Below are 23,690 nucleotides of genomic sequence, written 5' to 3' on the forward strand. Positions count from 1 at the left end.
TCAGAGAAATCAATAATTATGACGCCAGATCAGAAATTTGCCCGCTGGATCAAGTACTCCTGCTGCGGGTTTGCCATTGTCTTTGCTTACTTTCTTATTGCGGATTTGGTGATGCCGTTGACGCCCCAGGCGATGGTTACCCGGGTGGTAACCAAAGTCGCACCGCGGGTCAGCGGACCCATCACCCAGCTTTATGTTGCGAACAATCAGCTTATTCATAAAGGAGCGCCATTGTTTGAGATTGATCCCGAGCCGTATCGTTTAGCGGTAGAACAAGCTCAGCTTAACTTAGAGCGTGTCAGCCAGGATAACCAGAAACTTGATGCCACTATTGCCGCGGCACAAGCCAACCTGAAAGCCAGTAAAGTGGTACTGGAGCAGCGTGAGCGTGAAGCATTGCGTCTGAACACTCTGTTTCATCGTCATGGTATCTCTCAACAGCACCGTGATGATGCGGAAAGTGCTGCCACTGCCGCCAAAGCAAACTGGCTGGCCGCACAGGCGCGGGTTAAAGAGTTAGAGGTGAGCCGCGGTGAAAATGTCGATGAGAATGTAGCAATACGGGTGGCGAAAAACCAGTTGCAACAGGCACTGTTAAACCTCTCCTATACCCAGGTGCTGGCGGAGCAGGATGGCGTGGTTACGAATGTGCAGTTAAAACCGGGTGCTTATGCTGCCGCCGGAACCCCGTTGATTGCACTGGTGTCCGAACAAGTGGATGTGATCGCAGATTTCCGTGAGAAAAGCCTGCGTCATTTTGAGCGTGACAGCAAAGCACTGGTGGCTTTCGACAGCCGGCCAGGGGAGGTGTTTGAGGCGCAAATCACCAGCCTGGATGCCGGGGTGAGTTCTGGCCAGTTTGACGCAAACGGGCAACTGGCAACCCCGAGCAGTTCAAACCGCTGGGTACGAGACGCGCAGCGGATGAGGCTCCATCTGGCGGTCGAGCAGGTGGCCGAGCATAATTTGCCAGCCGGTGCCAGGGCTACCGTACAGCTGCTGCCAGATGCTCCTGTGGCACTTTGGTTTGCCCATTTGCAGATCCGGTTGCTCAGTTCACTGCATTACATCTATTGATCGGGAGGGGGTATGAAGCTTTGGGATCACCCCATGTCGGACAATGATTTGAGGCAATGCCTGCGGATTGCGACAGGCGCCACGGTTGGTTTTATGCTGTGCAAACTGTTTGGTTGGGGCTACGGGGTGTTTTTCACGGTTACGCCGATGTTGTTGCTTGGCATGATTCCGGTGATGAGCCTGCACGCCGCGCGTCAACTGGTGTTTTCTGCCGTGATCTGCGGGGCGGAAGTCGGCCTGATTGGTGGGGTGTTTGGCGATTTCCCTTCCCTCATGACAATACTGGTATTTGGTTTGTTTCTTTATAAATTTGCCTGTATGTCAAAAGGCAGTCTGTTTTTGTTCGGGGCCAATAGTGTGCTGAGCTTAAGCATTATGCTCCATTTTGCCAGTTATCCGACCACGGATCTGAACGATTTGATAGCGACCAACTTCCAGGCCAACCTGCTGTCAGTCCTGATTGCTTATCTGGTTGGCTGGATGATTCCCGATGTCGCTCCCCGTCAGCTACCGTTTAAGCCCCCGGCACCGAAGCAAAAGCACCGGATGCGTCATGAAGCGTTAATGGGGGCGACGATCGCGACGTTTTCTTTTGTGGTGTTTCAAAGTGCCAATTTGCTCGATTCGTTGTCTGCCCAGGCGACTACGATCCTGCTGTTGTTTCCGATGCACTGGAATGGGGCGCTCAGTTATGCCCGTAAGCGGGCGATGGGGACCATGCTAGGGGTCACATTTGGTATTGGTGTCCAACTGCTACTTTATGACTGGTCCGGTTCGCTGGTGCTTATTATCCCGCTGATGTGGATTGGCGCGATGCTGTTTGGTTACCTGCATGTCAAAGAGTCGAGCGGATCCGGGGCCGGCTTTGGTGGTTTGACCACCCTCGGGATCCTGTTTGGTCAGTATCTGGCACCGGATAATGACGTAATTTTTAGTGCATTGTATCGGGTTAGCAGCATTCTCTTCGCTATAGTGGCCACCCTGTTGGTCACCTATGCGGTACATCGGTTGCTTAACCGTTTTGAGTATTTGCGTTTTGGTGAGTCATAACTGAACGATTCATTGCCGACTCTGTGAGTGTCGGCTGATATGCTGTTAGTATTTGCGTTAAATCAGTGCCTTGTGTCCCAGCTTTGCTCACCGGAGCGAGCTTTCGCCCTTGCAAATCACCATGGTGTTGTAGAATTAGAGTTAACTATGACCCAGAACTCACCGTCGGCCTTATCCAACCGTCGGCAGGTGAGCTTAATCGCTTGTGAGGTAGTAATGACGTCTCTCTTCGCTCTTAACGAACGTCGCGTGCCTGCCGGTGTATGGCTCTTTGTTATGCTGTTCGCGCTATGTTTTTTGCCTGTTCATGCCAATGAGGAAGAGCGTTCTGCCGAGCTTTCTCCGGGCGAGCGCATCATTGAGCAGATTAATACCGATATTCGCGAGCTATCCGGCTCTTTAGCGTTGGCGCATGGCGATGAACATGATGCGCTGCAATTACAACTTTTCCAGAAAAATGAGGAGTTGCGAGGACAGATCGCTTCAGCGATCAGAAGCCAGTCAATCCCGCGCGAAACTTTGATTGAGCTGGTTGCTACTCAAGCTAATTATTCGAACCATGCGAAGAAGTACCTGGAAGAGAAAGTGAAAGCATTGATCAGCCAGTTAAACGAGGCCAAAGATGAAGAGAAACTTGATCTGCTGAATGATTACCGGGAACTGCAGCAATATTTAGATAATGCGTATAACGCCAGCTGGCAGAACCTGTCCTGGATGCAAGAGCTGGGCATTTCCAATAGCAAAGCGGAACAGGCGTTGAGTGAACAGGTTGATAAACGCATGCGCTTGCTGTCGGCATCTGTCGACTACCTTAAGCAACAAAATAATCTGGTCAGCAGCCAGCTGGCATCCAGACCAGAGTCCGAAAAGGCCGCATTGCAGCTCAGTCAAATGATAGTCAAACAGCGCCTGGCAATTGCGACTGACAGCTTACGTACATTTACCGCGATTGCAGATAAAATGGGCCTGGAAACCTCAGAGTACAAGCGGCAGATATTCGAAGTGACCGGCAGTATTACCCAGGATTTACTCGACTCCAAAGTCATGCTGTCGATCCTCAGCCATTGGTCAGAGCGGGCATTAGACTGGCTGGCTGAGAACGCTTTGCAGCACGTATTCCAGTTGCTGGTATTTGCGCTTATTCTGCTGATTGCCAATGCTTTTGCCAAGCTGGCGCGCAAAGTGGTCGGCAAGGCTGTCGGCTCAAAGAACCTGAAACTGTCCCATTTGATGCAAGACTTCTTTATCTCCATGTCCGGCAAAGTCGTATGGGTGATTGGGATCATGGTCGGTCTGTCGCAGATTGGCCTCAATCTGGCGCCGATACTGACCGGTTTCGGTATCGCCGGGGTGATCATCGGTTTTGCGTTGCAAGATACCTTATCCAATTTTGCTGCCGGGATGATGCTACTGATCTATCGTCCGTTTGATGTCGGCGATTTTGTCTATGCCGGCGGGGTGGATGGCAAGGTCAGCCATATGAGCCTGGTTAATACCACTATTCGTACTTTCGATAACCAGATCATTATTGTGCCGAACAGCAAAATCTGGGGTGATGTGATCAAAAACGTCACTCACGAACGCATCCGCCGGGTGGATATGGTATTTGGCATCGGTTACAGCGATGATTTGCTGAAAGCCGAGTCTGTCCTGACGGATATTATCGTTTCTCATCCTTCTGTGCTACAAAGCCCGGAGCCGGTGATCAAAGTCCATACGCTCAATACCTCTTCGGTCGATTTTGTGGTTCGCCCCTGGGTAAAAACGGATGATTATTGGGATGTCTACTGGGACGTGACCAAAGAGGTCAAGCTGCGCTTTGATCGTGAAGGGATCTCGATTCCTTTCCCACAGCAGGATGTGCATCTGCATATGGTGAAAGGTGGCCATCAAGACGCCTGAGCGAAAGAGCGCCTGATGGCGCTCTTATCATTGAATGCCGAGACGTTACAGGTAACGGCCCTGGCGTTGTAAAAATTCAATCTTGTAGCCATCTGGATCGGTAATAAAGAAGAACGTTGCTAAATGTGTTTGTTGGTGATCAATCGCTTTAATATCACTGGCTTCGATACCAAGTGAACTAATGCGCTGACGCGCAACTTCAATATCTTCTACGCTGACCGCAAGGTGGCCGTAGCCTGAACCGTGGCTATAAGGCTCACTCTGATCATGGTTGTGAGTGAGTTCTAGTTCAAAGCCGGTTTCCTGGTTGGCTAGGTAAGTCAGAGAAAAACCGTCAAACAGGTACTGGTCTTTGATTTCTAACTCCAGTGCATCGCGATAAAACTGCACAGAACGGTCCAGATCGCTTACACGGATCATGGTATGGATCATTTTTGTCATGAGTACTCCTTAATCGTGCCGCCAGCTTAACGGGTTATGCTACGGCCCTGGTAGTACCCGGGTACGACATGTCAGCTGGCTGGCGGGTTGTTTTCGGCAAGGGCATGCCGGATGGTTGCGTGCGGTTGGCGTGCGTAGGTAAGGCAGGCGCAGCGGAGCAGTGAGGCAAAGTTAGTCACTTCACCATTATGTTGCAGGGCTTCTTGATAGACGGTACTGATAAACTTCGGTACGCTCATGGCCTGTGCGTCGGCAATTTGTTCCAAAATGGCCCAAAAGCTGGATTCCAGCTTCACACTGGTGGCGTGTCCGTTTATCCGGATTGAGCGGGTAATAAACTGGTAGTTTTCCTGAGGCTGTTTAGCAAATATTTCGCACATACTTATCGTTGGTTTGGTTTGGTACGGCCCAATTTTGGTGGCTGTTGCTGAGGCCGTCAATGGTGAGTGATGCAAAAAAGCGCCCTTAAGGGCGCTAAAGTAGTGCTCAGGATGTTGCCAGTCTATTTCACCTGGCTTTTGATGAACTCACCAAGTTCGGAGTGGTGCATGATCTTAGATACCGGGAGGATGGTTTTTGCCGGGCCCCAGGCAAAAACGTTCACCGGGGTATGGGTGTGGGTTCCGGTTCCCCAGACCGTATTTTGCCCGGTCGCGTGTTCACGAGCGAGCAGGTTGCCACGGTCGTTGTACGGGAAGAATGCATCAAAGTCGTTGATCGCCGGAACCTCGTCGACGGACAGGTATGAATGGCCTGCCAGGCGGTAAGGATTTGGCTTACTTTTCAGTACATTTGCGGCTTGCTCGGCGGTAATCGGGAAGTCGCTGTTGTTATTTACGATTTCAGCCAGTTTTGCGGCCGACTGCTCAGATTTATCGAGCTTTTCGAACTCACTGATCATGCCGTAATAGCTTTTCTTCTGGTTGTATAAGCCGTCAAGAATGTCGTATTTACCGAAGTTAAAGTTAGGCGCGTAGTCACGTTTCTCAAATGCTTTGCCGGGACGTGATTGCGGTTTCGGTAATTTGTCAGACGAGTAACTGAAGCCGAATGAGCCGGTTTCGTGGTCGGCAGTGACAATGATGATGGTGTCATCACGGCCCTGTGCCCAGTCGTAAACCGATTGCACAGCTTCATCAAACTTGATCATTTCATGCAACATGGTTCCGGCATCGTTACTGTGGCCGGCCCAGTCAATCTGCCCGCCTTCAACCATCAGGAAGAATCCGTCTTTGTCTTTTGACAGTACGTCTAATGCCTTTACTGTCATCTCTTTCAGGGTTGGTTGGGTGCGTTTAGGATCATTTTTGCTATTGCTGTAGGCAACGCCATCAAGCATACCGGAATAAGCAAACAGACCCAGCAGTTTATCGCCCTGAGCGGCTTCTAACATTTGCTTGTTAAACGCAAGTTGGTAGCCATCCTGCTGCGCTTCAGTCAGCAGGTTACGATCATCTTTACGTTTCGATTTTAGGTAAACGTTACCTTGGGTCAGTTTTTCAAGCTGCTGATATGTTTCGCCTTTATCGTTGGTAGACTTAGGAATCCAATGGCGCAGGCCTCCCGACAGCATCACATCCACTCCGGTTTCCAGCATGTTTTCGGCAATCGCATTTTCCAGTGAACGGTGCGGTTGGTGGGCAGCAAAAGCGGCCGGTGTTGCGTGGGTGAGGCGCGTGTCTGATACCAGGCCGGTGGCTTTGCCCATGCGTTTGGCTTTTTCCAGTACGGTTTCCACATGGTGGCCTTGTGCATCAATGCCGATGACTTCAGAGCCGGTTGGGATACCAGTCGCCAGCATGGTGGCGGAACAAGCGGAATCAACAACGATCGCGTCTTCTGGATGGGTCAACGATGAGCCAATCACCCCTTCTTGAGCCAGCTTGTAGAGCGCGGTTTTTTCACCCTGATAAATCGAATTTGGCGCTTGGTTGGCGTAAGTTTCAAGCAGGCCAACTTGTTGGGGGCCCATACCGTCACCAATCATTAAGATGACATTTTTTACTTCTGTTGAGAGTGCGTTTAAAGAGAAGGTAGAGGCCGCCAGGGCCGTGACTAGTGGAGAGATTAAGTGCTTCATTGCCTGTTCCTGATTAATAAAAAGCGCAGGAATTAAAACAATGATTTATGACAGTTTTGTGTTGGTCATAAAAGTTTCATCAGGATTTCATTTTACCGGATTGTTGCTGCAAGGTGATCTTATTGATGGCCAATATCCAATGTCGTGGCGCGTAGAGCATAAATCACCAGCATGATTGAAATGGCCAAAAAGGTGGGTTTGTCGATGAGAAATAATGCGTTTTGCACAAGTCATCGTCCATACCTAATCAGATGTGCATTATGGACGGCGGTAAATAAAGGGTTCAAATGTGGATGGCTGTCGTAACGAAAGATGATTCTTGCACTACATGGAGTTACGCCAGAGCCAGGATAATTCCGCCAATGGTGGCGGCAGCGGATAAGTACTGCCCCGCAGAATAGGAACTGTCTTCCTCTTGCTTGATTTTATCCGGATGATCCATACCCAGCGCGCCATGGGCGAAAGACTCAACCTTATCACCGACGGTTTTGTTTTCCTTTTCTGACTGTTGGCCCTGCTGATCAATCTCTTGCAGTGCTGTCAGTAAGGCTTTCCCCTCAGCAGACAAGGTAACGGTATTTTGCTCGGCTTTCAGCGGGCCCACTGACTGGGAATGTTCAGTGTGTGCTGACTTTGTTGCACTGTCCGGCTGTGGCGGACGATAGGCCGTGACCGGATGATTTGCTACAGGATTCATGGTCTCTTCCTTGTTACATCTCACTGAGTTACGGAGGGTAACCCGGTGAGATGATGGCATTACTTATATATCGACAATCTATGCGGGGTCTTTAGGTGTTCAGTACAAAAAAGCATCTTTAATTGCCGCATTTGTGCTCAGATGCTTAAGTCCTGCAAAAGTCAGGCCGTTTTTAATCGCTTCGAGCTGGCTTTAACGACAAGTCAGTTCGTCATTACGTTTGGCTAAGTGCTGATAGGCTTTGAGGCGGTTGCTTTGCTGGACGTAGCGCTGTGGTGGCTCAAGTACCTGTAGCTGGTAGTCGTGGCTGTCGGAGGTTACGTTTGTGGTTGGGGTGATGATGGCGATCTTGAGGGCCGGGTTGCGGTTTAAAATCGACTGAGCGGTCCCCAGTCCTTCTTCGGTATGAAATTTACCGGCAATATGCATGACTTGGGTCCCCGGGTGCCGGTCTAAGTACTCTACGATGGAGTCTGCCATGGTTTCATCCCAAGTTACCTGAGCAGCAAACTGCTTTTCGGTCTGTTCGGGGGTGCCATGGTGAAGGGAGGCCATAAATTTTTTCTTGTACGGGCTGGCAGAGGTATCAATGCTGCTGGCAACAGAGTGCCGCTCTTGTTCGGTCAGTTTGTCCAGATAACTCACTCCCTGTCGACCTATACAGCGTACGATGTTTTTTGGTGCATTGGCGGCAATCACCGGGATTTGTGCCTGTTTGGCAAATTCAATTAGTGGGCGGTAATCACTGGCATAATTAGGCCATGCATCACTTTGCTGCATGAAAAACTGTTCACCAATTTTACCCTTTAGGTAGGCATCGACGACGGTTTGCTTATCACGGGCGATCTGCTCCATCGACAGGGCCAGCGGGCGGGGTTGGGCTGACAGCTGCTGCAATAAGTCCGTCTGAAAACGGTGGATACCAGCATGAGTGTGCCACTCACCAACCAGGATAACATCAGCATGTTGCAGCTCGTTTGTCAGGTTTGCAACGGCAATGGCATCACCAGAAGGGGTATGCAGTTGATAATCGTAGAAGCTGGTAATGGCGGAAGAGTGTGGTGTGGTAGACACACAACCGGCAAGCAAGCCGGTAAATGTAAGAGCTAAAATAGAAAAACGCATTGAAAAACCTCCAAAAATGTCCGAACGATATTAATGGAGGCCGATAAAGGAATCAATGCTAATGAGAATAATTAGCGTTATGTTTTATTGATTATTATCCGACTCAATTGCCTTTTTGCGATAAACACGCAGCATAAAGTCAGCCTCACACTGGAACAGTGTAGCGGACTTTAGCTGTTGGCGAAGTTCGTCAGTCGCTTTCCATGCAAAAGGGGTCATTTGCAGAAGATCGAACGCGACACCATCTTGTAAATCCATGGTGTAGTTCAGCTTTTGTTGATGTACCAGTTCGAAGCCTTCGATACGCTCCGGCTCTTCGTTGTGGAGGCGTACTTCCTGATAAATGCGTTCGCGGAACTGGTATAAATGTCGGCCGGCCGGAGTCACCGTGATCACCACGCCATGGTCTTTGATTACCCGTTGCAGTTCTTCGGCTTTGCAAGGGGCGTAAATACGCAGTACGGCGTCTATTGACTGATCGGCAAATGGCAGGCGATGGCTGGAAGCGACACTGAAATGGCAGTTTGGATAGCGTTTGGACGCGTAACGAATCGCAACTTTTGAGATATCCAAACCAAAGGTTGCTGCCTGTGTATCTTGTGCATACAGCGCCTGCTGTACCTGATCGGTGTAGTAACCTTCGCCACAGCCGATATCCAGCAGTTGATGCGTTGTACCCTGAGTGTATTCGGCGCACAATCGTGCGACTTCCTGACGCATTGGATCGTAATGGTTCGCTTCCAGGAAGCGACGCCGCGCCTGCATCATTTCCTTGTTGTCACCCGGATCTTTTGAGCGCTTGTGGTGTGCTGGCATCAGATTGACATAGCCTTCTTTGGCCAGATCGAATTGATGGTTGTTTTCACACTTAAACGTCTTGGCACTTAGCGTAAGAGGTTGGTGACAAAGCGGGCATTGATAGTTCATGACGATCTCTGGGCAGATAGTAGGGCGGCAAATTCTATCAAAAAGCATTGTGTTAAGTGAAACAAAAAAGAGCCGGGATACCCGGCTCTTTTTGGATTAGTGGAAGAAATCTACCTGTTGTTTCAGGCTTTGTGCCTGTTGTTGTAGTTCGGTCGCACTTTGTGAGGTCTTGGCGCTGGTGTCACGGCTTTCGCGGTTCAGCTCACTGATTGAGTGGGCGTTGGCGGCAATTTCCTGAGAAACCTGGGCCTGCTCTTCTGACGTTGCAGCGATCGCGTCTGCCTGTGAAGCGATAGATCCTACTTGTCCGGCAATCGCTTCTAATGCGGTGCCTGCTTCCTGGGCTTTGTCGAGAACCTTATTGGCGTTTTGCTGGCTTTGCGTCATCATGCTGACCGCGTTGCTGGTGGAGCCTTTGAGCTTCTCGATGATTTCAACGACATCTTTAACCGAGGTCTGGGTCCGGTGCGCCAGGGTACGTACCTCATCAGCCACTACGGCGAAACCGCGGCCCTGTTCACCGGCACGTGCGGCTTCGATGGCGGCATTCAGTGCCAGCAGGTTGGTTTGTTCAGCAATTTCATCGATCATTCGGGTGACGGTCTGAATGCTCTCGCTGTCACGGTTCACCTGTTCAATCGCTGCCGCTGAATGATCCAGTTGATCATTCAATTGTGCGACATCGATACAAACGCCTTCAACCACGCTCAGGCCTGACTGGCTGTCGGAGTTGGCCGAGCGCACATTCTCAGCGATATTTTCCACCTGCTGAGCGACAGACTGTGCTGAGGAAGCCATTTCTTCAATTGCGGTAACTACTTGCTCAACTTGTTCTTGCTGGCGATCGGATTGGATCAGGTTGCGGTTCGCGTCGTTTGTAACACTGGCCGAATTACTCTCGACTTGATCACTGGTTGAGCGGATGTTATCAACCAGTTTGTTCAGTTGGGCGGCCATATTCGCGACGCCGTTGTTCAGGTTGATGATTTCGTTGTTGGAGGTCTGCCCGCTGGTCGGAATGTTAAGGCTCACCTCGCCTTTGGCCAGGCGGCTCATGTAACCGTTAAGCACCGTCAGTGGCTTGAGTGTACGGTTAAGTACCAGAGTCAATGCAATAAATGCAGCACAACCCACAACGATGGAAATGACCGCAATCAGTTTAAGTAAGTCCTGGCTGCCTTTGGTCACTTCGCTGATAAACGTCCCGCCCAGCAGTTTCCAGTTCCAGCCTGGTACTTCGGTAAAGACCAGGTACTTCTCACCAATGATGTTCTGGTATTCATACGGGTAGCGAATCAACCCGCTCTCTTGCTCGAATATTTGGTAAAACGGTTTGTTGCCATTGTAATCCGCCACGTCAATAATCGATGCATCGGATTCTTTATGCTTGGGGTGCAGCAGGTAATGACCGAGATTACCTTTCTCATTATCAACGAGAATGGTGTAACCCGTATCGCCCCAATTAACCGTCTTGAGTGATGTGAATAGCTCTTGTGTTGCGCGTTCAACCGGAAGGCCAACCACGGTAACCCCGATGACTTTGCCTACCGTATCAATGACAGGTGAGTAATAGGTAATATAGCGCTGGCCGTAAAGTTTAATTTGGGCAAAGTAGGATTGGCCGCTAGCGAGCTTCTGATAACCGGGGTGGTTTTGACCCAGCATGGTGCCCACTACGCGTTGGCCTTGAGGATCTTTTATCGAAGTGGCGATACGGATGAAGTCATTACCCAAAGGGGCAAAAATCGTTGCAATTGCACCGGTGTCACGAGTGAAGTTATCGACTAACTTAGTATCATTGATCAGGCTTTCACCGTGCAGAGTAATATCCGGCACCTGGCGGCCCATGAACTCCACCGTGTCTGTTTCGACCGATGCACCGGCTAAATAGCTCTTGCGGAACGTCGATTCAAGCGCTTTGGCGGTATGCAGGTATGCGTCAAACTGGCCGGCAATGGTTTTTGCCATCGATTCCACTTTCGATTGATGCTCGCGCAATGTGCTTTCTAACAGCACGTCGGAGGCATTGCGGTACACCAGTGCCGCAATACTGGTAAAAGCCACCAGCAAGCACAACGTGATGACGAGTTTCAGCTGAAACCCCACGCCGGTGTTTTTATATTTTTCAAACATAAATTTTCTTCCTGATATTTGTGTAATTTATAGGTCTCATATCGGCATGTTAACTATTTCCATGACCTCTTTTTTGGATTAATTGACTGAAATGTCAATTTTTGGGAGCAAGAGAACAAACTGGGGCAGGCGTGGCAAGAGAAAGTGCAGCGACAGAGGGACAAAAAGGCCGCAATCGCCATGTTAAGCCTTTCTCTGTACCGAGCTGTTGTTGGGCAGTATGTGGTTTTTTCTGGCGGAAAGAGGGCTGATTGGATCAGAAAGGACCGGGTTAAGTGAGTTGAAAAAGAGCCGGGATGCCCGGCTCTTTGTGGATCAGTGGAAGAAGGCGACTTGCTGTTTCAGGCTTTGTGCTTGTTGTTGCAATTCGGTCGCACTTTGTGAGGTTTTGGCGCTGGTATCACGGCTTTCGCGGTTCAGTTCATTGATTGAGTGGGCGTTGGCGGCAATCTCCTGCGAAACATGGGCTTGTTCTTCTGACGTTGCTGCAATCGCCTCTGCCTGTGAAGCGATAGATCCTACTTGTCCGGCAATTGCTTCTAAAGCGGTGCCTGCTTCCTGCGCTTTATCAAGAACCTTATTGGCATTTTGCTGGCTCTGCTTCATCATGCTTACTGCGTTGCTGGTGGAACCTTTTAGCTTCTCGATGATCTCTACGACATCTTGCACCGAAGTTTGAGTTCGGTGTGCCAGAGTACGCACTTCATCCGCCACCACGGCAAAACCGCGGCCTTGCTCACCGGCGCGCGCGGCTTCGATGGCGGCGTTCAGCGCCAGCAGGTTGGTTTGCTCAGCAATTTCGTCGATCATTCGGGTGACGGTCTGAATGCTCTCGCTGTCATGGTTCACCTGTTCAATCGCGGCAGCTGACTGGTCTAGCTGATCATTCAGTTGCGCCACATCGGTGCACACGCCTTCCACAACTTCCAGCCCTGACTGGCTGTCAGTGTTTGCTGAGCGGACATTCTCGGCAATATTTTCGACTTGCTGGGCGACAGACTGGGCAGAAGAGGCCATTTCTTCAATTGCGGTGACCACTTGCTCTACTTGCTCTTGTTGGTGATCCGACTGGGTCAGGTTGTGGTTTGCATCCTGCATTACGCTGGTGGAACTGCTCTCCACTTGATCGCTGGTCGCGCGGATGCCCCCTACTAACTTATTCAGTTGGCCGGCCATATTTGCCACACCGTTGTTCAGGTTGACGATTTCATTATTGGAGGCATGCCCGCTGGCCGGAATATTAATGCTTACTTCACCTTTCGCTAAGCGGTTCATATAACCGTTAAGTACCGTCAGTGGTTTAAGTGTACGGTTAAGCACCAGAGTCAATGCGACAAATGCAGCACAGCCGACCACGATGGAAATGACCGCAATCAGTTTTAGTAAGTCCTGACTGCCTTTGGTTACTTCGCTGATAAACGTGCCGCCTAATAGCTTCCAGTTCCAGCCTGGCACCTCGGTAAAGACCAGATATTTCTCGCCGACAACGTTTTGGTATTCATATGGGTAGCGAATCAAACCGCTGTGTTGCTCGAATATCTGGTAGAAAGGTTTGTTACCGTTGTAGTCAGCCACTTCAATAATCGAGGAATCCGTTTCTTTACGCGTAGGGTGCAACAGGTAACGACCGAGATTATCTTTCTCATTATCAACGAGAATGGTATACCCCGTATCCCCCCAGGTCACATGGTTTAGGGCAGCAAACAGTGTTTGTGTTGCTTGCTCAACCGGGAGGCCGATAAAGGTAACCCCTTTAATTGTGCCTTGGTCATCAGTGACAGGTGAGTAGTAGGCAATGTAACGCTGGTCGTAAAGTTTGATTTGGGCAAAGTATGGTTGGCCGCTAACCAGTTTTTGGTAACCCGGATGGTTTTGACCCAGCATGGTGCCTACCACGCGTTGGCCTTGCGGGTTTTGCAATGATGTACTGACGCGGATAAAGTCATTACCCACCGGGGCAAAAAGCGTCACGATTGCACCGGTATCACGGGTAAAACCATCAACCAGTTTGGTATCATTAATCAGGCTATTGCCGTGCAGAGTAATGTCCTGCACCTGGCGTCCCATGAAAGTGACGGTTTTTTGTGCAACGGAAACATCCGCTAAGTAGGCGTGTTGTAACGTTGAGCTGAGTACCTCAGCGGTGTGCAGGTAAGCGTCGAACTGGCCGGCAATGGTTTTTGCCATCGACTCAACTTTTGACTGGTGTTCCTTGAGAGTGCTTTCTAACAGAACTTCTGAAGCATTGCGGTAAACAAGCGAGGCGATACTGGTAAAGGCGACCAGTAAACAGAGTGTAATAACCAGACGTAACTGGAATCCTACACTGAGGTTTTTGTACTTCTCGATCATGAAATAGCGTTCCTGATATTAATCACATTTATATGAAAATGGTTGGTATGCTACCTAGTTATTAATCTGCGTTTTTTGATTCTTATTAATTAAACAGTTAAAAAAGAGGCGAGTTAACTGGTTGATTAGCTAACTATCAGGAGCGGCGGGAAATCATTATAATAAAGGCCGGATAAGCCGGCCTTAACAAAAGATTACTGTGCTGAAATCACAGTGATAAGTTCGTGACTCTCACCTGGCTCAAGGGTTTTGCCTTGCTCAATGCTTGGTGCATGAACGCTGGACTCAACACACAGCATGGTTTCGTAACCATTGTCTGCCATGTCACCCATGCCTTGCGCGCCTTCTGCCCACGGGTTCCACAATACCGCTGAATTGTGGCCTTGGTTTTCAACGCTTAGTGTGCGTTGTAATACTGGGTCTTTGACCAATATTTGTGCTTCTGGCTGGGTGTAAACACGGTCAATTGTATCAGTTAGCTGCAGTACATCGCCGCCTTGGCAGATTTCGCCTGCGTTCAAGCTATCAATGTACTCTGGACCCATGCCTGTGGTTTGCGCTTGTCTGATATCACCCAGATTTAGGTAAGTGTGCAGCGCACCGGAGAAGGTCCACGCTTGGTCGTCGATGTTGGTGACTTTTAGTGTCACTTTTAACTCATCAGTTACTTCCACAAACAGACGCGCGTCAAACATGTGCGGCCAGATATCGTGAATTTCTTCGGTTGGGAACAGAGCCAGCTCAACGATCACGCCGTTGTCATTTTCACGGTGTTCAACCAGTTCCCATTCGGCAGTACGTGCAAAACCGTGAGCTGGTGCGGCGATACGGCCAAACCAAGGCCAGCAAACCGGGATGCCGCCGCGAAGTGCTGCTTTGCCATCAAAGATTGCTTGCTCGCTCATCCAAATCAGGTCTTTTTGACCTGCTGGTGTAAATGACACGACATGACCACCGTGCAGAGCAATGCCCGCTGTCGCTTTCTCATGAATAACGCGTACTACTTTGACCTGATCAATTTCTACGATAGTGACGTTATCGGACAGAACCGTTAGGGCAGGGAGAGTTGTTAAATCCATATGCTGTTTTCCTATAACTGGGGGAGAGTAAGTCTCTCGACGCACTTCACAAAGATGAAGCAAAAACGCGGAAATTTTCTCTCAAATTCCAGATACAAAAAAGGCGACTCTAGAGTCGCCTTTTGTTTAAATCTTATGTTTCAAACACAAGCTTAGCTAATTGCTGAATCTTTTAAACTAAGTAGTAATTACTTAGAGATGTGAGCGATTAGGTCTAGAACTTTGTTTGAGTAACCGATTTCGTTGTCGTACCAAGATACAACTTTAACGAATTTGTCAGTTAGAGCAACACCAGCTTTAGCATCGAATACTGAAGTGTTTACTTCGCCGATGAAGTCTTGAGAAACTACTGCGTCTTCAGTGTAACCAAGAACGCCAGCCATTTCGCCTTCAGAAGCTTCTTTCATTGCTGCACAGATAGCTTCGTAAGAAGCAGCTTCTTTAAGGTTAACTGTTAGGTCAACTACAGAAACGTTAGCAGTTGGTACGCGGAAAGCCATACCAGTTAGTTTGCCGTTTAGTTCTGGAAGAACAACGCCTACAGCTTTAGCAGCACCAGTTGAAGATGGGATGATGTTCTGAGAAGCACCACGGCCACCGCGCCAGTCTTTAGCAGAAGGACCGTCTACAGTTTTTTGAGTCGCAGTAGTTGCGTGAACTGTAGTCATCAGGCCAGACTCGATGCCCCACTTGTCGTTAAGAACTTTAGCGATAGGCGCTAGACAGTTAGTAGTACAAGAAGCGTTAGAAACGATGTCTTGACCAGCGTAAGTGTCTTGGTTAACACCCATAACGAACATTGGAGTTGCGTCTTTAGAAGGACCAGTTAGAACAACTTTCTTAGCACCTGCAGTGATGTGCTGACGAGCAGTTTCGTCAGTTAGGAAGATACCAGTTGCTTCAGCTACAACGTCAACACCGATTTCGTCCCATTTAAGGTCAGCTGGGTTGCGCTCTGCAGTTACACGTACAGTTTTGCCGTTAACGATTAGGTTACCGCCTTCAACTTCAACAGTACCGTTGAAACGGCCGTGAGTTGAGTCGTACTTCAGCATGTATGCCATGTATTCTACGTCGATAAGGTCGTTAATACCTACAACTTCGATGTCTGCGCGCTCAACAGAAGCACGGAATACGAAACGACCGATACGGCCAAAACCGTTAATACCTACTTTGATAGTCATTATAGTTGCTCCACAACTTAATTTCTGATTAAAGATAACTGGTAGTAAAATTACAAAATCCAGTAAACATCTGCAACAGATAATCCGACTTAACTTGTTTAAAGTCAAAAAAAAGCGACGCTTTTTTTAACAATCCTTTGCAAATGCTCGTTTTTTAAACTTTTTACTGGTTTATCTACAAGCCAGTTGGCGTAATATAACTTTAGAGCCTAGAACTCTAAGCAAATTTATTACATATGATGTCCTGGTGAGAAAGTATGTGCTACAAGTGACGGGAGACGCAAGTTTTTTACAAAAAAAGTCACAGCCAAAAAAAGATAAAAAGGAATAAATAACAGTGAAACAAGATGATAAACGTGTCGTGAAGTCCGATAGACAGTGGCGTGAGCAGCTTTCGGCTGAAGAGTACCGGGTATGCCGGGAGCAAGGTACCGAGCCGCCATACAGCGGTAAGCTGTTACACAACCATGACACCGGAGTATACACCTGCACTTGCTGCGGCTCGCCACTGTTTGTCTCGGAAAACAAGTACGACTCCGGTTGTGGCTGGCCAAGTTTTGATGCGCCGGTAAATGCTGATGCGATTCGTTATTTACAAGATCTGAGTCACGGAATGGTACGCACTGAAATCCGTTGTGCGGTGTGTGACAGCCATTTAGGCCACGTTTTTGACGATGGACCAAAGACGACAGGTGAGCGTTTTTGTGTAAATTCAGTGTCGTTAATTTTCAACAAATCAGATCAATAAGCGCAATTCGTTCGCTGAGAATGTTTTATCTTTTCATTTTTTTGGAGATAAACAGTAAGTGAAGACTTACTTGCAACATAAAACGCCCGCTGGAGTTGGGCGTTTTATGTACTGGGTGTGGATGCTTTTTGCGCGTGTGTTTACAAGGCCGCCGGAATTAAACTGGCGGAGTAGGTGCCCTTTTCGACGGCGGTGGCTATCTGTTGTGCCAGTTCTTCTAACTGTGTATATGTGCTTGGTTCTGCAAAGTTAAACAGTAACTTTAGATCGCGCTCCGAAGCTAACGGTATATCGAAATGCTGTGCGACCATCGCCCACAGATAAGCAGATTTTGTGTTACCTAAGCTCTGGTTAATGCTGGCCAGCGACTTGAGGATCTCCGGATTCAGTTGCCCAGGCTGGGTAAGAGCCAGGGCATTATTGAGCAGGGTTAAGGTTTTTTTAGCATCACGGTTAGCATAAAATGTGGCTAACGCATACTGTAACTCAGCGCTATTTAGTTTGCCTGAGCCCTCCATCTGTAAAAAGCGACGGCGTGCCTGAGTGTCCCCGGTCTGGGACCAGAGGAAGTATAAAGTGGCAGGGTCGTTGGAATGTTGCAACTCATTAGTGATGCGATCTAACTCGTCGATACTGTGTACTAAGGCATTGAAACGCTGGCGTTTAAGCGCACTTTGATCAATCGGGGTAATTTGAGAAGCCAGTTCAAGACATTTGCGGTACTCTGCCACTTTCTGGTACTCGATCACCTGGTTTGATTCAGAGGGATCTTGTAGTACTTCAAACCGGTGCCAAATTAAGTTGGTCCGTGGAATCCGGCACTGGCCGTCATCAATGTTTAATTTGTCACAGCGTAGTCCGGGGTTCTTTTCACACAACTGTTCGGTAGTGAGATTTCTATCAAAACAGCCGGTTAATGTGATGGAGACGAAAGCGGCCAGTAGCCCGTATTTATAATTCATGATTTGCTTGTGATCCGTTACACCAATTCGTTTCTGCGACCTTGACTCTGTGGGGTAGCGCGTTATGTTCTGTAAACAGAATGTAATTAGAAGGTACGCTATGGACGCAGAACAGTTATTAAAAGCGATCACCCCGGAAGTTTACGATCGTTTGGTTTATGCCGCTGAAACGGGTAGATGGCCTGAGGGTACACCACTTTCTCAACAGCAGCGAGATTCGTGTATGCAAGCTGTGATGTTGTATCAATCAAAACATAATTCTGAAGCGCAACATATGACAGTGGCCGCAGGTGGCGAAATCAGCTTTAAGTCCAAGCAAGAACTAAAAAAGCAGTTTAGTCAGGATGAAGACGATATCGTACGCGTGAACCCGAACCACACTTAATCTTTGTTTTTTCCCTGTAGCAAAAAGCCCAACTGGATACCAATTGGGCTCTTGTCTTAACCGGCCGACCGCTAAATGGGTTTTCCTCGAAGGTATTACAGACTCATTTCGCCGCGCAGCACTTGTTGCATTTTTTCTTTCACTTCTTCGTAGGAAAGACTCTGACTGAGCAGGTAATGGAGTTTTGCCAGTGCCGCTTCTGGTGTCATATCATAGCCGCTGATCACGCCGGCATCCGCAAGTGCACAACCGGTTGCATAGCCACCCATGTTGACTTTGCCCGCCAGACACTGAGTCAGGTTCACCACGATCACGCCACGTTCTGAGGCCTCTTTTAGGTGTCCCAGTAGCTCCGGGTTTTGCGGCGCATTGCCGACACCAAAGGTCAGCAGGATCATGGCATTTACCGGCTGAAGCAGCGTATTGCGGATCACCTCGTGGGAGATGCCGGGGTACATAGTGATCACACCGATAGGTTGCGGTGTGATGTTGTGCACTTTGAACTCTCCTTCCGGCTGAGCACCAACGGTGACATTGTTGCTGATTTGGATGTTGATCCCGGCTTCCAGCAGCGGGGGCAGATTCGGTGAGGTAAACGCATTGAAGCCGTCAGCGTGTGATTTGGTACTGCGGTTACCACGCATCAGCTGGTTATTGAAGAACAGGGTTACTTCATTGATCGGGTAGTTGGCCGCAATATGCAGGGCGTTCAACAGGTTCGCCTGACCATCTGAACGAAGTTCAGCTAACGGGATCTGTGAACCGGTGACAATCACGGGTTTGTCGAGGTTTTCCAACATAAAAGACAGGGCCGATGCCGTGTAAGCCATGGTGTCGGTGCCGTGCAGGATAACAAAGCCATCGTATTTATCGTAATTATCACGGATGTCGTCGGCGATTTGTTGCCAGTCGGCAGGGGTCATGTCTGACGAGTCAATCAATGGCTCATATTCATGGATGGTATAGTCAGGCATTTCCGGACGATGGAACTCGGGCATGCTCGCCAACTGTTTTTCCATAAAACCTGCTACCGGAACATAGCCGTGATCGGATTTCTGCATACCGATGGTGCCACCGGTGTAGGCGATGTAGATGTGTTTTCTCGTCATCGTTCTATTTGTACTTTCATGAAGGGGAACAGTGGCGGCGATTATAGCGGAATACAAGACAATAAAAAGGGGCATCTCACACAGAGAAGCCCCTTGTCAGAGCAGTGGTTAATTTATTGGACCTGGCAGTTGAGGCAAAATGCGTACTGCCCCCGTGGGTCGTTGAAGTTCTGCAGCAGGTTGGCATCCTGTTCGATCTGCTGTGCAACCGGCTGTAAGCTTTTCGGCAACAGGCTGGTCGCGTCGATACCTAAAGACACTCTTACCTGGTTCATAAATTCCTGGATGAACTGCTCGGCAGGCGACAACGGTTCTTCTACCCAGAAGATATTGTATTCGGTCAGTTCGGCTAGCTGGGCTGCCAACTTGATCGCGTCGTCAAAATCGCCCATTTGGTCTACCAGCCCGAACTGTAGCGCATCCTGGCCGGTCCACACCCGACCTTGTGCTATCTTGTCTACTTCCTCCAGAGACATGTCGCGGTTTTGTCCTACCAGGGTAATAAAGCGCTTGTAGCCATGCTCGATTCCGAGCTGGAATGCCTCTGATGTGCCTTTTGACAGCCCGGTAGTGAAACCTTCACCAGAAAATGGTGAAGTGCCGACGCCGTCGGTGTGAATACCAAGTTTATTAAAGCCTTTTTCAAAGGTGGTGATCACACTAAAGATACCGATAGAACCGGTCAGGGTGGTTGGTTGGGCAATGATCTTATCGGCGCTCATTGAGATCCAGTACCCGCCTGAAGCGGCAAGGCTGGACATCGATACCACTACCGGTTTATTGGCGGCTTTCAGGGCTTCAATTTCATTGCGGATGACTTCGGAAGCAAACGCGCTGCCACCAGGGCTGTTGACGCGCAATACTACCGCTTTAACTTTGTCATCGTTGCGCGCTTCACGCAGCAGACCGGCAACGGTGTCACCACCGACAGTACCGCGAGGTTGCTGGCCATCCATAATCGCGCCATTCGCCATCACTACGGCGATGTCATTTTGTGCCAGTTCGAGATTGGGTCGCATTGTCGCAAGGTAGTCGTAATAACTGATCGCGTTATAGCTGTCTTTGCCATCGCTGCCAAATTCTTTGGCGAATAGCGAACGGATCGTCTGACGGGTAGCCAGTTCATCCACTAAGCCCAGTTTTACCGCTAACTGCGCAATATCGCCATCAACGGAGCGCATGTGTGCCAGTAACTCATCCATACTCGGGTTGAGTACTTTGGCATCAATACTGCGGTTGGTGGCGACATCATCGACATAGGCACTCCAGAGCTGTGTCACCCAGCGGGTCGCGGATTGCTTAGCTTCGGTTGACATATCGTCACGCACTAAGGGCTCGATCGCTGACTTGTAAGTACCAACACGGAATACGTGGGTGGTGACGTCCAGCTTTTCCAGCAGGCTCTTGTAGTACATCGAGTACGAGCTATAGCCTTTGATCAGTACACCACCGTCCGGGGCCAAATAAATTTTGTCGGCGTAGCTGGCTAAGTAGTACTGGCTCTGATTATAAAAGTCTCCAACCGCATAAACAGGTTTGCCGGAGGCTTTGAACTCGTTCAGCGCTTTGGCAATGTAACGCAGTTTGGTGAGGTTGGTTTCTGGCAAGTCTCGCAGTGCCAACACGATACCAGAGACTTTAGGGTCGTCTTTGGCATAGCGGATGGTGTCTACTACGTCAAACAACACATTTTCTTTGGGTAGTTCGTTACCCAGTAGTGAACCGGCAAACGAGTCCATTGGGTTGACGTAACGACGCTGTTCGACGATCGGGCCGGAAAGGTTTACGACTAGCGCGGATTTTTTTTCGACGCTCGGCAGGCCCTCCCCCTGATAGGTGAAGATAAAGTAGAGAATGGCGATCATCAGCAGGAAGATCAAATTAGATAAAGCGAGTCTGATAAAGGTAATGGTTTTCCATATCCCTTTAAATATCAGACCGATAAATTTGAAGAGTTTTTTCATCTTGTCCTCATGGTGAGATAGTCAGTCCTTAACAATCATACGAAGTATGGCTTCATATCTCTAAGATCTCAAAAGATAACAATTTTTTAGCTTATCATGCTCAGGCAACAAATGGCATAGTATCAGGTCAGATTGATCGTTGTTGCAAATATGTAAACGACTGTTTGATTTTTTGAGTTCTCAAGCGTACTGTGGTCAGACCACGATAATAAAAATGGATGTTAAGTGATGTCTGCCATGTACCCGAACCTGTTAAAACCGTTAGATCTGGGTTTTACCCAACTACGAAATCGCGTGCTGATGGGATCAATGCACACTGGTCTTGAAGAGCATAAAGAAGGGCTGCAAAAACTTGCTGCTTTTTATGAAGAGCGGGCTAAAGGCGGCGTCGGCCTGATTGTGACCGGCGGGTTTTCCCCGAATCTGCGCGGACGACTGCATCCACTGAGTGCTGAGTTCAGCAAGCCCAAACATGCCAAGGCGCATCAGGTGGTTACCGAAGCGGTACACAAACACGGTGGTAAAATTGCGTTGCAAATTCTGCACGCCGGTCGCTACGCGATGCACCCGTTTGCCCAGAGTGCGTCGGGTATCAAAGCGCCGATTGCCAAATTTGCCCCCAGTGAAATGAGCCTGCGCCAAATAAAGAAAACCATTGACGCGTTTGCCAACAGCGCCGGACTGGCGCAACTGGCCGGGTACGATGGGGTAGAGTTGATGGGATCGGAGGGTTACCTGATCAACCAGTTCTTGTGTAAACGTACCAACATGCGTTACGACGAGTGGGGCGGCAGCTACAAAAAGCGCATGCGTTTCCCGGTTGAAATCGTTAAAGCGGTGCGCAAAGCCGTGGGCGACAAGTTCATCATTATTTTCCGTTTGTCGATGCTCGATTTGGTTGAACAGGGCAGCACTTTTGAGGATGTGATCGAGCTGGCTAAAGCGCTGGAAGGTGCAGGGGTGACCATTATCAATACCGGCATCGGCTGGCATGAAGCACGGATCCCGACTATTGCAACTCAGGTACCCCGCGGAGCCTTCACTTGGGTAACGGAAAAGGTTAAACCCCATGTGTCGGTACCGATTGTCACCTGTAACCGGATTAATACCCCAGAGGACGCTGAGCGGATTCTGGCTTCCGGTCAGGCCGATATGGTGTCGATGGCCCGGCCATTTTTGGCTGACCCACAGTTTGTCGCTAAAGCGGCAGAAGAGAAGTCTCATCTGATCAATACCTGTATCGGCTGCAACCAGGCCTGTCTGGATAATGTGTTCCGGGGCAAGCGCGCCAGCTGTCTGGTTAATCCACTGGCCTGTTATGAAACCGAGCTGGTGGTTGAGCCGGCGTTTGAGAAGAAGAACATTGCTGTCGTCGGGGCCGGACCGGCTGGGTTGGCGTGTGCGACAACTCTGGCCGAGCGGGGGCATAAGGTTGACTTGTTTGAAAAAAATGACCGGATTGGCGGCCAGTTCCGTCTGGCGATGCAAATCCCGGGCAAAGAAGAGTTTCGCGAAACGATCCGTTACTTCGCTAACCGGATAGATGAAACCGGGGTCAACCTGCATCTGTCGACCGAAGCTAATCTTGATTTGCTGACCGAGTATGATGAGATCGTGATGGCCTCCGGGGTCGAGCCGCGCCAGGTGAAGATTGAAGGCATCGACAACGCTGACAAAGTGGTCGATTATCAGGCTCTGATCCGCGACAAAACTCCGGTAGGTGAACGGGTGGCGATTGTTGGCGCTGGCGGGATTGGAGTAGATGTGGCAACCATGTTGACTGAACCCGCAGGACACAGTCTGGATGACTGGTTACATGAGTGGGGCATCGACAAGGAAATGGCGCATCCGGGCGGACTTTTCCCCTACCCGGATGCGGTCAGCGACAAAGAAGTATGGGTACTCCAGCGCCGCAAAGGCCGGGTCGGTAAAGGGCCGGGTAAAACCACCGGCTGGATCCATAAGCGGACTCTGGAAAAGCGCGGCGTACATTTAATCGGGGGCGTCAGTTATGACAAGATCGACGAGCAGGGTTTACACATTCATGTTGGTGGGAAAGCGCAGGTTTTGAATGCAGACAAAGTGGTGATCTGTGCCGGCCAGGAGTCAGTAAGGCCATTTGAAGACAAATGGCATGAACTTGAAGGCAAGCTGCATGTGATCGGCGGGGCGGACCATGCCGGTGAGCTGGATGCGGTACGCGCTATCCGTCAGGGGGTAAAGCTCGCCTTGAAGCTATAAAGCATTTGTCATCGTTTTTCCCAAAGCCACGCAAACTCGCGTGGCTTTTTCGTATGGTGCGCCGAGCATGGCGTTGTTCTAGGAGGTGAAAGTCCTCTACGGGCTCAGTCGAGCGAGAACCGTTAGCCTATGCAAGGGTGCCCGCCGTGAGGTGGGATCTGAAGGAAGCAAACGGCAAAACTTGGTTGTGACGAACAGAAATCTGATAGTAGGCCAGTACAACTTGGGTAACCT

Annotated in this window: 19 protein-coding genes; 6 read left to right on the top strand and 13 right to left on the bottom strand. The window is 49.5% G+C overall.

The annotated features are described in order from the left end of the window. Positions 1-18: 18 nt before the first annotated feature. The 3 genes from P2G85_RS08815 (at position 19) to P2G85_RS08825 (ending at position 4,029) form a co-directional block, all read left to right on the top strand. Entirely contained in the window at positions 19-1,077 is a 1,059-nt protein-coding gene (locus P2G85_RS08815; protein ID WP_275863728.1) for an HlyD family secretion protein, read from the top strand. 12 nt (positions 1,078-1,089) lie between these two features. Beyond that, a complete protein-coding gene (locus P2G85_RS08820; RefSeq protein WP_275863729.1) occupies positions 1,090-2,127 on the top strand; it encodes a DUF2955 domain-containing protein in 1,038 nt (345 codons plus the stop codon). 276 nt (positions 2,128-2,403) lie between these two features. Beyond that, positions 2,404-4,029 (top strand): mechanosensitive ion channel domain-containing protein, encoded by a 1,626-nt coding sequence (locus tag P2G85_RS08825; protein ID WP_275863827.1) that lies wholly within the window; start codon positions 2,404-2,406, stop codon positions 4,027-4,029. A gap of 45 nt (positions 4,030-4,074) precedes the next feature. On the opposite strand, the gene P2G85_RS08830 is transcribed toward P2G85_RS08825, so the two are convergent. From P2G85_RS08830 to gap, 10 genes are all read right to left on the bottom strand, one after another. Then, positions 4,075-4,470: a VOC family protein gene (locus P2G85_RS08830; RefSeq protein ID WP_275863730.1), complete on the bottom strand. Its 396-nt coding sequence runs from the start codon at positions 4,468-4,470 to the stop codon at positions 4,075-4,077. A 71-nt stretch (positions 4,471-4,541) separates the two neighbouring features. Next, positions 4,542-4,850 carry a ribbon-helix-helix domain-containing protein gene (locus tag P2G85_RS08835; RefSeq protein ID WP_275863731.1) on the bottom strand — a complete coding sequence of 103 codons (309 nt, stop codon included), beginning with the start codon at positions 4,848-4,850 and terminating at the stop codon, positions 4,542-4,544. A 122-nt stretch (positions 4,851-4,972) separates the two neighbouring features. Further along, a complete protein-coding gene (locus tag P2G85_RS08840; RefSeq protein ID WP_275863732.1) occupies positions 4,973-6,550 on the bottom strand; it encodes an alkaline phosphatase in 1,578 nt (525 codons plus the stop codon). 334 nt (positions 6,551-6,884) lie between these two features. Continuing rightward, entirely contained in the window at positions 6,885-7,247 is a 363-nt protein-coding gene (locus P2G85_RS08845; protein ID WP_275863733.1) for a hypothetical protein, read from the bottom strand. Positions 7,248-7,439: 192 nt separating this feature from the next. After that, a complete protein-coding gene (locus P2G85_RS08850; RefSeq protein ID WP_275863734.1) occupies positions 7,440-8,372 on the bottom strand; it encodes a ChaN family lipoprotein in 933 nt (310 codons plus the stop codon). An 84-nt stretch (positions 8,373-8,456) separates the two neighbouring features. Continuing rightward, a complete protein-coding gene (gene rlmA / locus P2G85_RS08855; protein ID WP_275863735.1) occupies positions 8,457-9,299 on the bottom strand; it encodes a 23S rRNA (guanine(745)-N(1))-methyltransferase in 843 nt (280 codons plus the stop codon). A 96-nt stretch (positions 9,300-9,395) separates the two neighbouring features. Beyond that, complete coding sequence (locus P2G85_RS08860) at positions 9,396-11,432, bottom strand: methyl-accepting chemotaxis protein (RefSeq protein ID WP_275863736.1); 2,037 nt, start codon at positions 11,430-11,432, stop codon at positions 9,396-9,398. Between the two features lie 315 nt (positions 11,433-11,747). Further along, on the bottom strand, positions 11,748-13,784 hold the full coding sequence (locus P2G85_RS08865; RefSeq protein ID WP_275863737.1) for a methyl-accepting chemotaxis protein: 2,037 nt from the start codon (positions 13,782-13,784) through the stop codon (positions 11,748-11,750). Positions 13,785-13,978: 194 nt separating this feature from the next. Next, positions 13,979-14,863 (bottom strand): D-hexose-6-phosphate mutarotase, encoded by an 885-nt coding sequence (locus P2G85_RS08870; protein ID WP_275863738.1) that lies wholly within the window; start codon positions 14,861-14,863, stop codon positions 13,979-13,981. Positions 14,864-15,051: 188 nt separating this feature from the next. Further along, positions 15,052-16,047, bottom strand: a complete 996-nt coding sequence (gene gap, locus P2G85_RS08875; RefSeq protein WP_275863739.1) for a type I glyceraldehyde-3-phosphate dehydrogenase — start codon at positions 16,045-16,047, stop codon at positions 15,052-15,054. A gap of 337 nt (positions 16,048-16,384) precedes the next feature. Between gap and msrB the strand changes: the two genes are divergently transcribed. Beyond that, the gene (gene msrB / locus P2G85_RS08880) at positions 16,385-16,795 is read left to right on the top strand and encodes a peptide-methionine (R)-S-oxide reductase MsrB (RefSeq protein ID WP_275863740.1); all 411 of its coding nucleotides are present in this window, start codon (positions 16,385-16,387) and stop codon (positions 16,793-16,795) included. A 140-nt stretch (positions 16,796-16,935) separates the two neighbouring features. Here msrB and P2G85_RS08885 read toward each other — a convergent pair whose 3' ends face one another. Further along, entirely contained in the window at positions 16,936-17,757 is an 822-nt protein-coding gene (locus P2G85_RS08885) for a DUF2989 domain-containing protein (RefSeq protein ID WP_275863741.1), read from the bottom strand. 100 nt (positions 17,758-17,857) lie between these two features. Between P2G85_RS08885 and P2G85_RS08890 the strand changes: the two genes are divergently transcribed. After that, positions 17,858-18,142, top strand: coding sequence for a DUF1315 family protein (locus tag P2G85_RS08890; protein WP_275863742.1), 285 nt, complete (start codon positions 17,858-17,860; stop codon positions 18,140-18,142). Between the two features lie 95 nt (positions 18,143-18,237). On the opposite strand, the gene ansA is transcribed toward P2G85_RS08890, so the two are convergent. Both ansA and sppA read right to left on the bottom strand, forming a co-directional pair. Then, positions 18,238-19,251, bottom strand: a complete 1,014-nt coding sequence (ansA, locus tag P2G85_RS08895) for an asparaginase (protein ID WP_275863743.1) — start codon at positions 19,249-19,251, stop codon at positions 18,238-18,240. 113 nt (positions 19,252-19,364) lie between these two features. Next, positions 19,365-21,215, bottom strand: coding sequence for a signal peptide peptidase SppA (sppA, locus tag P2G85_RS08900; RefSeq protein WP_275863744.1), 1,851 nt, complete (start codon positions 21,213-21,215; stop codon positions 19,365-19,367). Between the two features lie 228 nt (positions 21,216-21,443). On the opposite strand from sppA, the gene P2G85_RS08905 reads away from it, so the two are divergent. Beyond that, positions 21,444-23,456 carry an NADPH-dependent 2,4-dienoyl-CoA reductase gene (locus P2G85_RS08905; RefSeq protein WP_275863828.1) on the top strand — a complete coding sequence of 671 codons (2,013 nt, stop codon included), beginning with the start codon at positions 21,444-21,446 and terminating at the stop codon, positions 23,454-23,456. Positions 23,457-23,690 lie beyond the last annotated feature (234 nt).

Origin of the sequence: Vibrio sp. CAU 1672, from assembly GCF_029223195.1 — a bacterium.
Lineage (GTDB): Bacteria > Pseudomonadota > Gammaproteobacteria > Enterobacterales > Vibrionaceae > Vibrio.

What these genes read in the sequence shown, in the direction of transcription:
- P2G85_RS08850 (WP_275863734.1), bottom strand. Translation starts at nt 8,372, where the DNA reads ATGCGTTTTTCTATTTTAGCTCTTACATTTACCGGCTTGCTTGCCGGT.
- gap (WP_275863739.1), bottom strand. Translation starts at nt 16,047, where the DNA reads ATGACTATCAAAGTAGGTATTAACGGTTTTGGCCGTATCGGTCGTTTC.
- P2G85_RS08830 (WP_275863730.1), bottom strand. Translation starts at nt 4,470, where the DNA reads ATGACAAAAATGATCCATACCATGATCCGTGTAAGCGATCTGGACCGT.
- ansA (WP_275863743.1), bottom strand. Translation starts at nt 19,251, where the DNA reads ATGACGAGAAAACACATCTACATCGCCTACACCGGTGGCACCATCGGT.
- P2G85_RS08815 (WP_275863728.1), top strand. Translation starts at nt 19, where the DNA reads ATGACGCCAGATCAGAAATTTGCCCGCTGGATCAAGTACTCCTGCTGC.
- P2G85_RS08885 (WP_275863741.1), bottom strand. Translation starts at nt 17,757, where the DNA reads ATGAATTATAAATACGGGCTACTGGCCGCTTTCGTCTCCATCACATTA.
- P2G85_RS08845 (WP_275863733.1), bottom strand. Translation starts at nt 7,247, where the DNA reads ATGAATCCTGTAGCAAATCATCCGGTCACGGCCTATCGTCCGCCACAG.
- P2G85_RS08870 (WP_275863738.1), bottom strand. Translation starts at nt 14,863, where the DNA reads ATGGATTTAACAACTCTCCCTGCCCTAACGGTTCTGTCCGATAACGTC.
- P2G85_RS08890 (WP_275863742.1), top strand. Translation starts at nt 17,858, where the DNA reads ATGGACGCAGAACAGTTATTAAAAGCGATCACCCCGGAAGTTTACGAT.
- P2G85_RS08865 (WP_275863737.1), bottom strand. Translation starts at nt 13,784, where the DNA reads ATGATCGAGAAGTACAAAAACCTCAGTGTAGGATTCCAGTTACGTCTG.
- P2G85_RS08820 (WP_275863729.1), top strand. Translation starts at nt 1,090, where the DNA reads ATGAAGCTTTGGGATCACCCCATGTCGGACAATGATTTGAGGCAATGC.
- P2G85_RS08825 (WP_275863827.1), top strand. Translation starts at nt 2,404, where the DNA reads ATGCTGTTCGCGCTATGTTTTTTGCCTGTTCATGCCAATGAGGAAGAG.
- P2G85_RS08835 (WP_275863731.1), bottom strand. Translation starts at nt 4,850, where the DNA reads ATGTGCGAAATATTTGCTAAACAGCCTCAGGAAAACTACCAGTTTATT.
- P2G85_RS08840 (WP_275863732.1), bottom strand. Translation starts at nt 6,550, where the DNA reads ATGAAGCACTTAATCTCTCCACTAGTCACGGCCCTGGCGGCCTCTACC.
- rlmA (WP_275863735.1), bottom strand. Translation starts at nt 9,299, where the DNA reads ATGAACTATCAATGCCCGCTTTGTCACCAACCTCTTACGCTAAGTGCC.
- P2G85_RS08905 (WP_275863828.1), top strand. Translation starts at nt 21,444, where the DNA reads ATGTCTGCCATGTACCCGAACCTGTTAAAACCGTTAGATCTGGGTTTT.
- sppA (WP_275863744.1), bottom strand. Translation starts at nt 21,215, where the DNA reads ATGAAAAAACTCTTCAAATTTATCGGTCTGATATTTAAAGGGATATGG.
- P2G85_RS08860 (WP_275863736.1), bottom strand. Translation starts at nt 11,432, where the DNA reads ATGTTTGAAAAATATAAAAACACCGGCGTGGGGTTTCAGCTGAAACTC.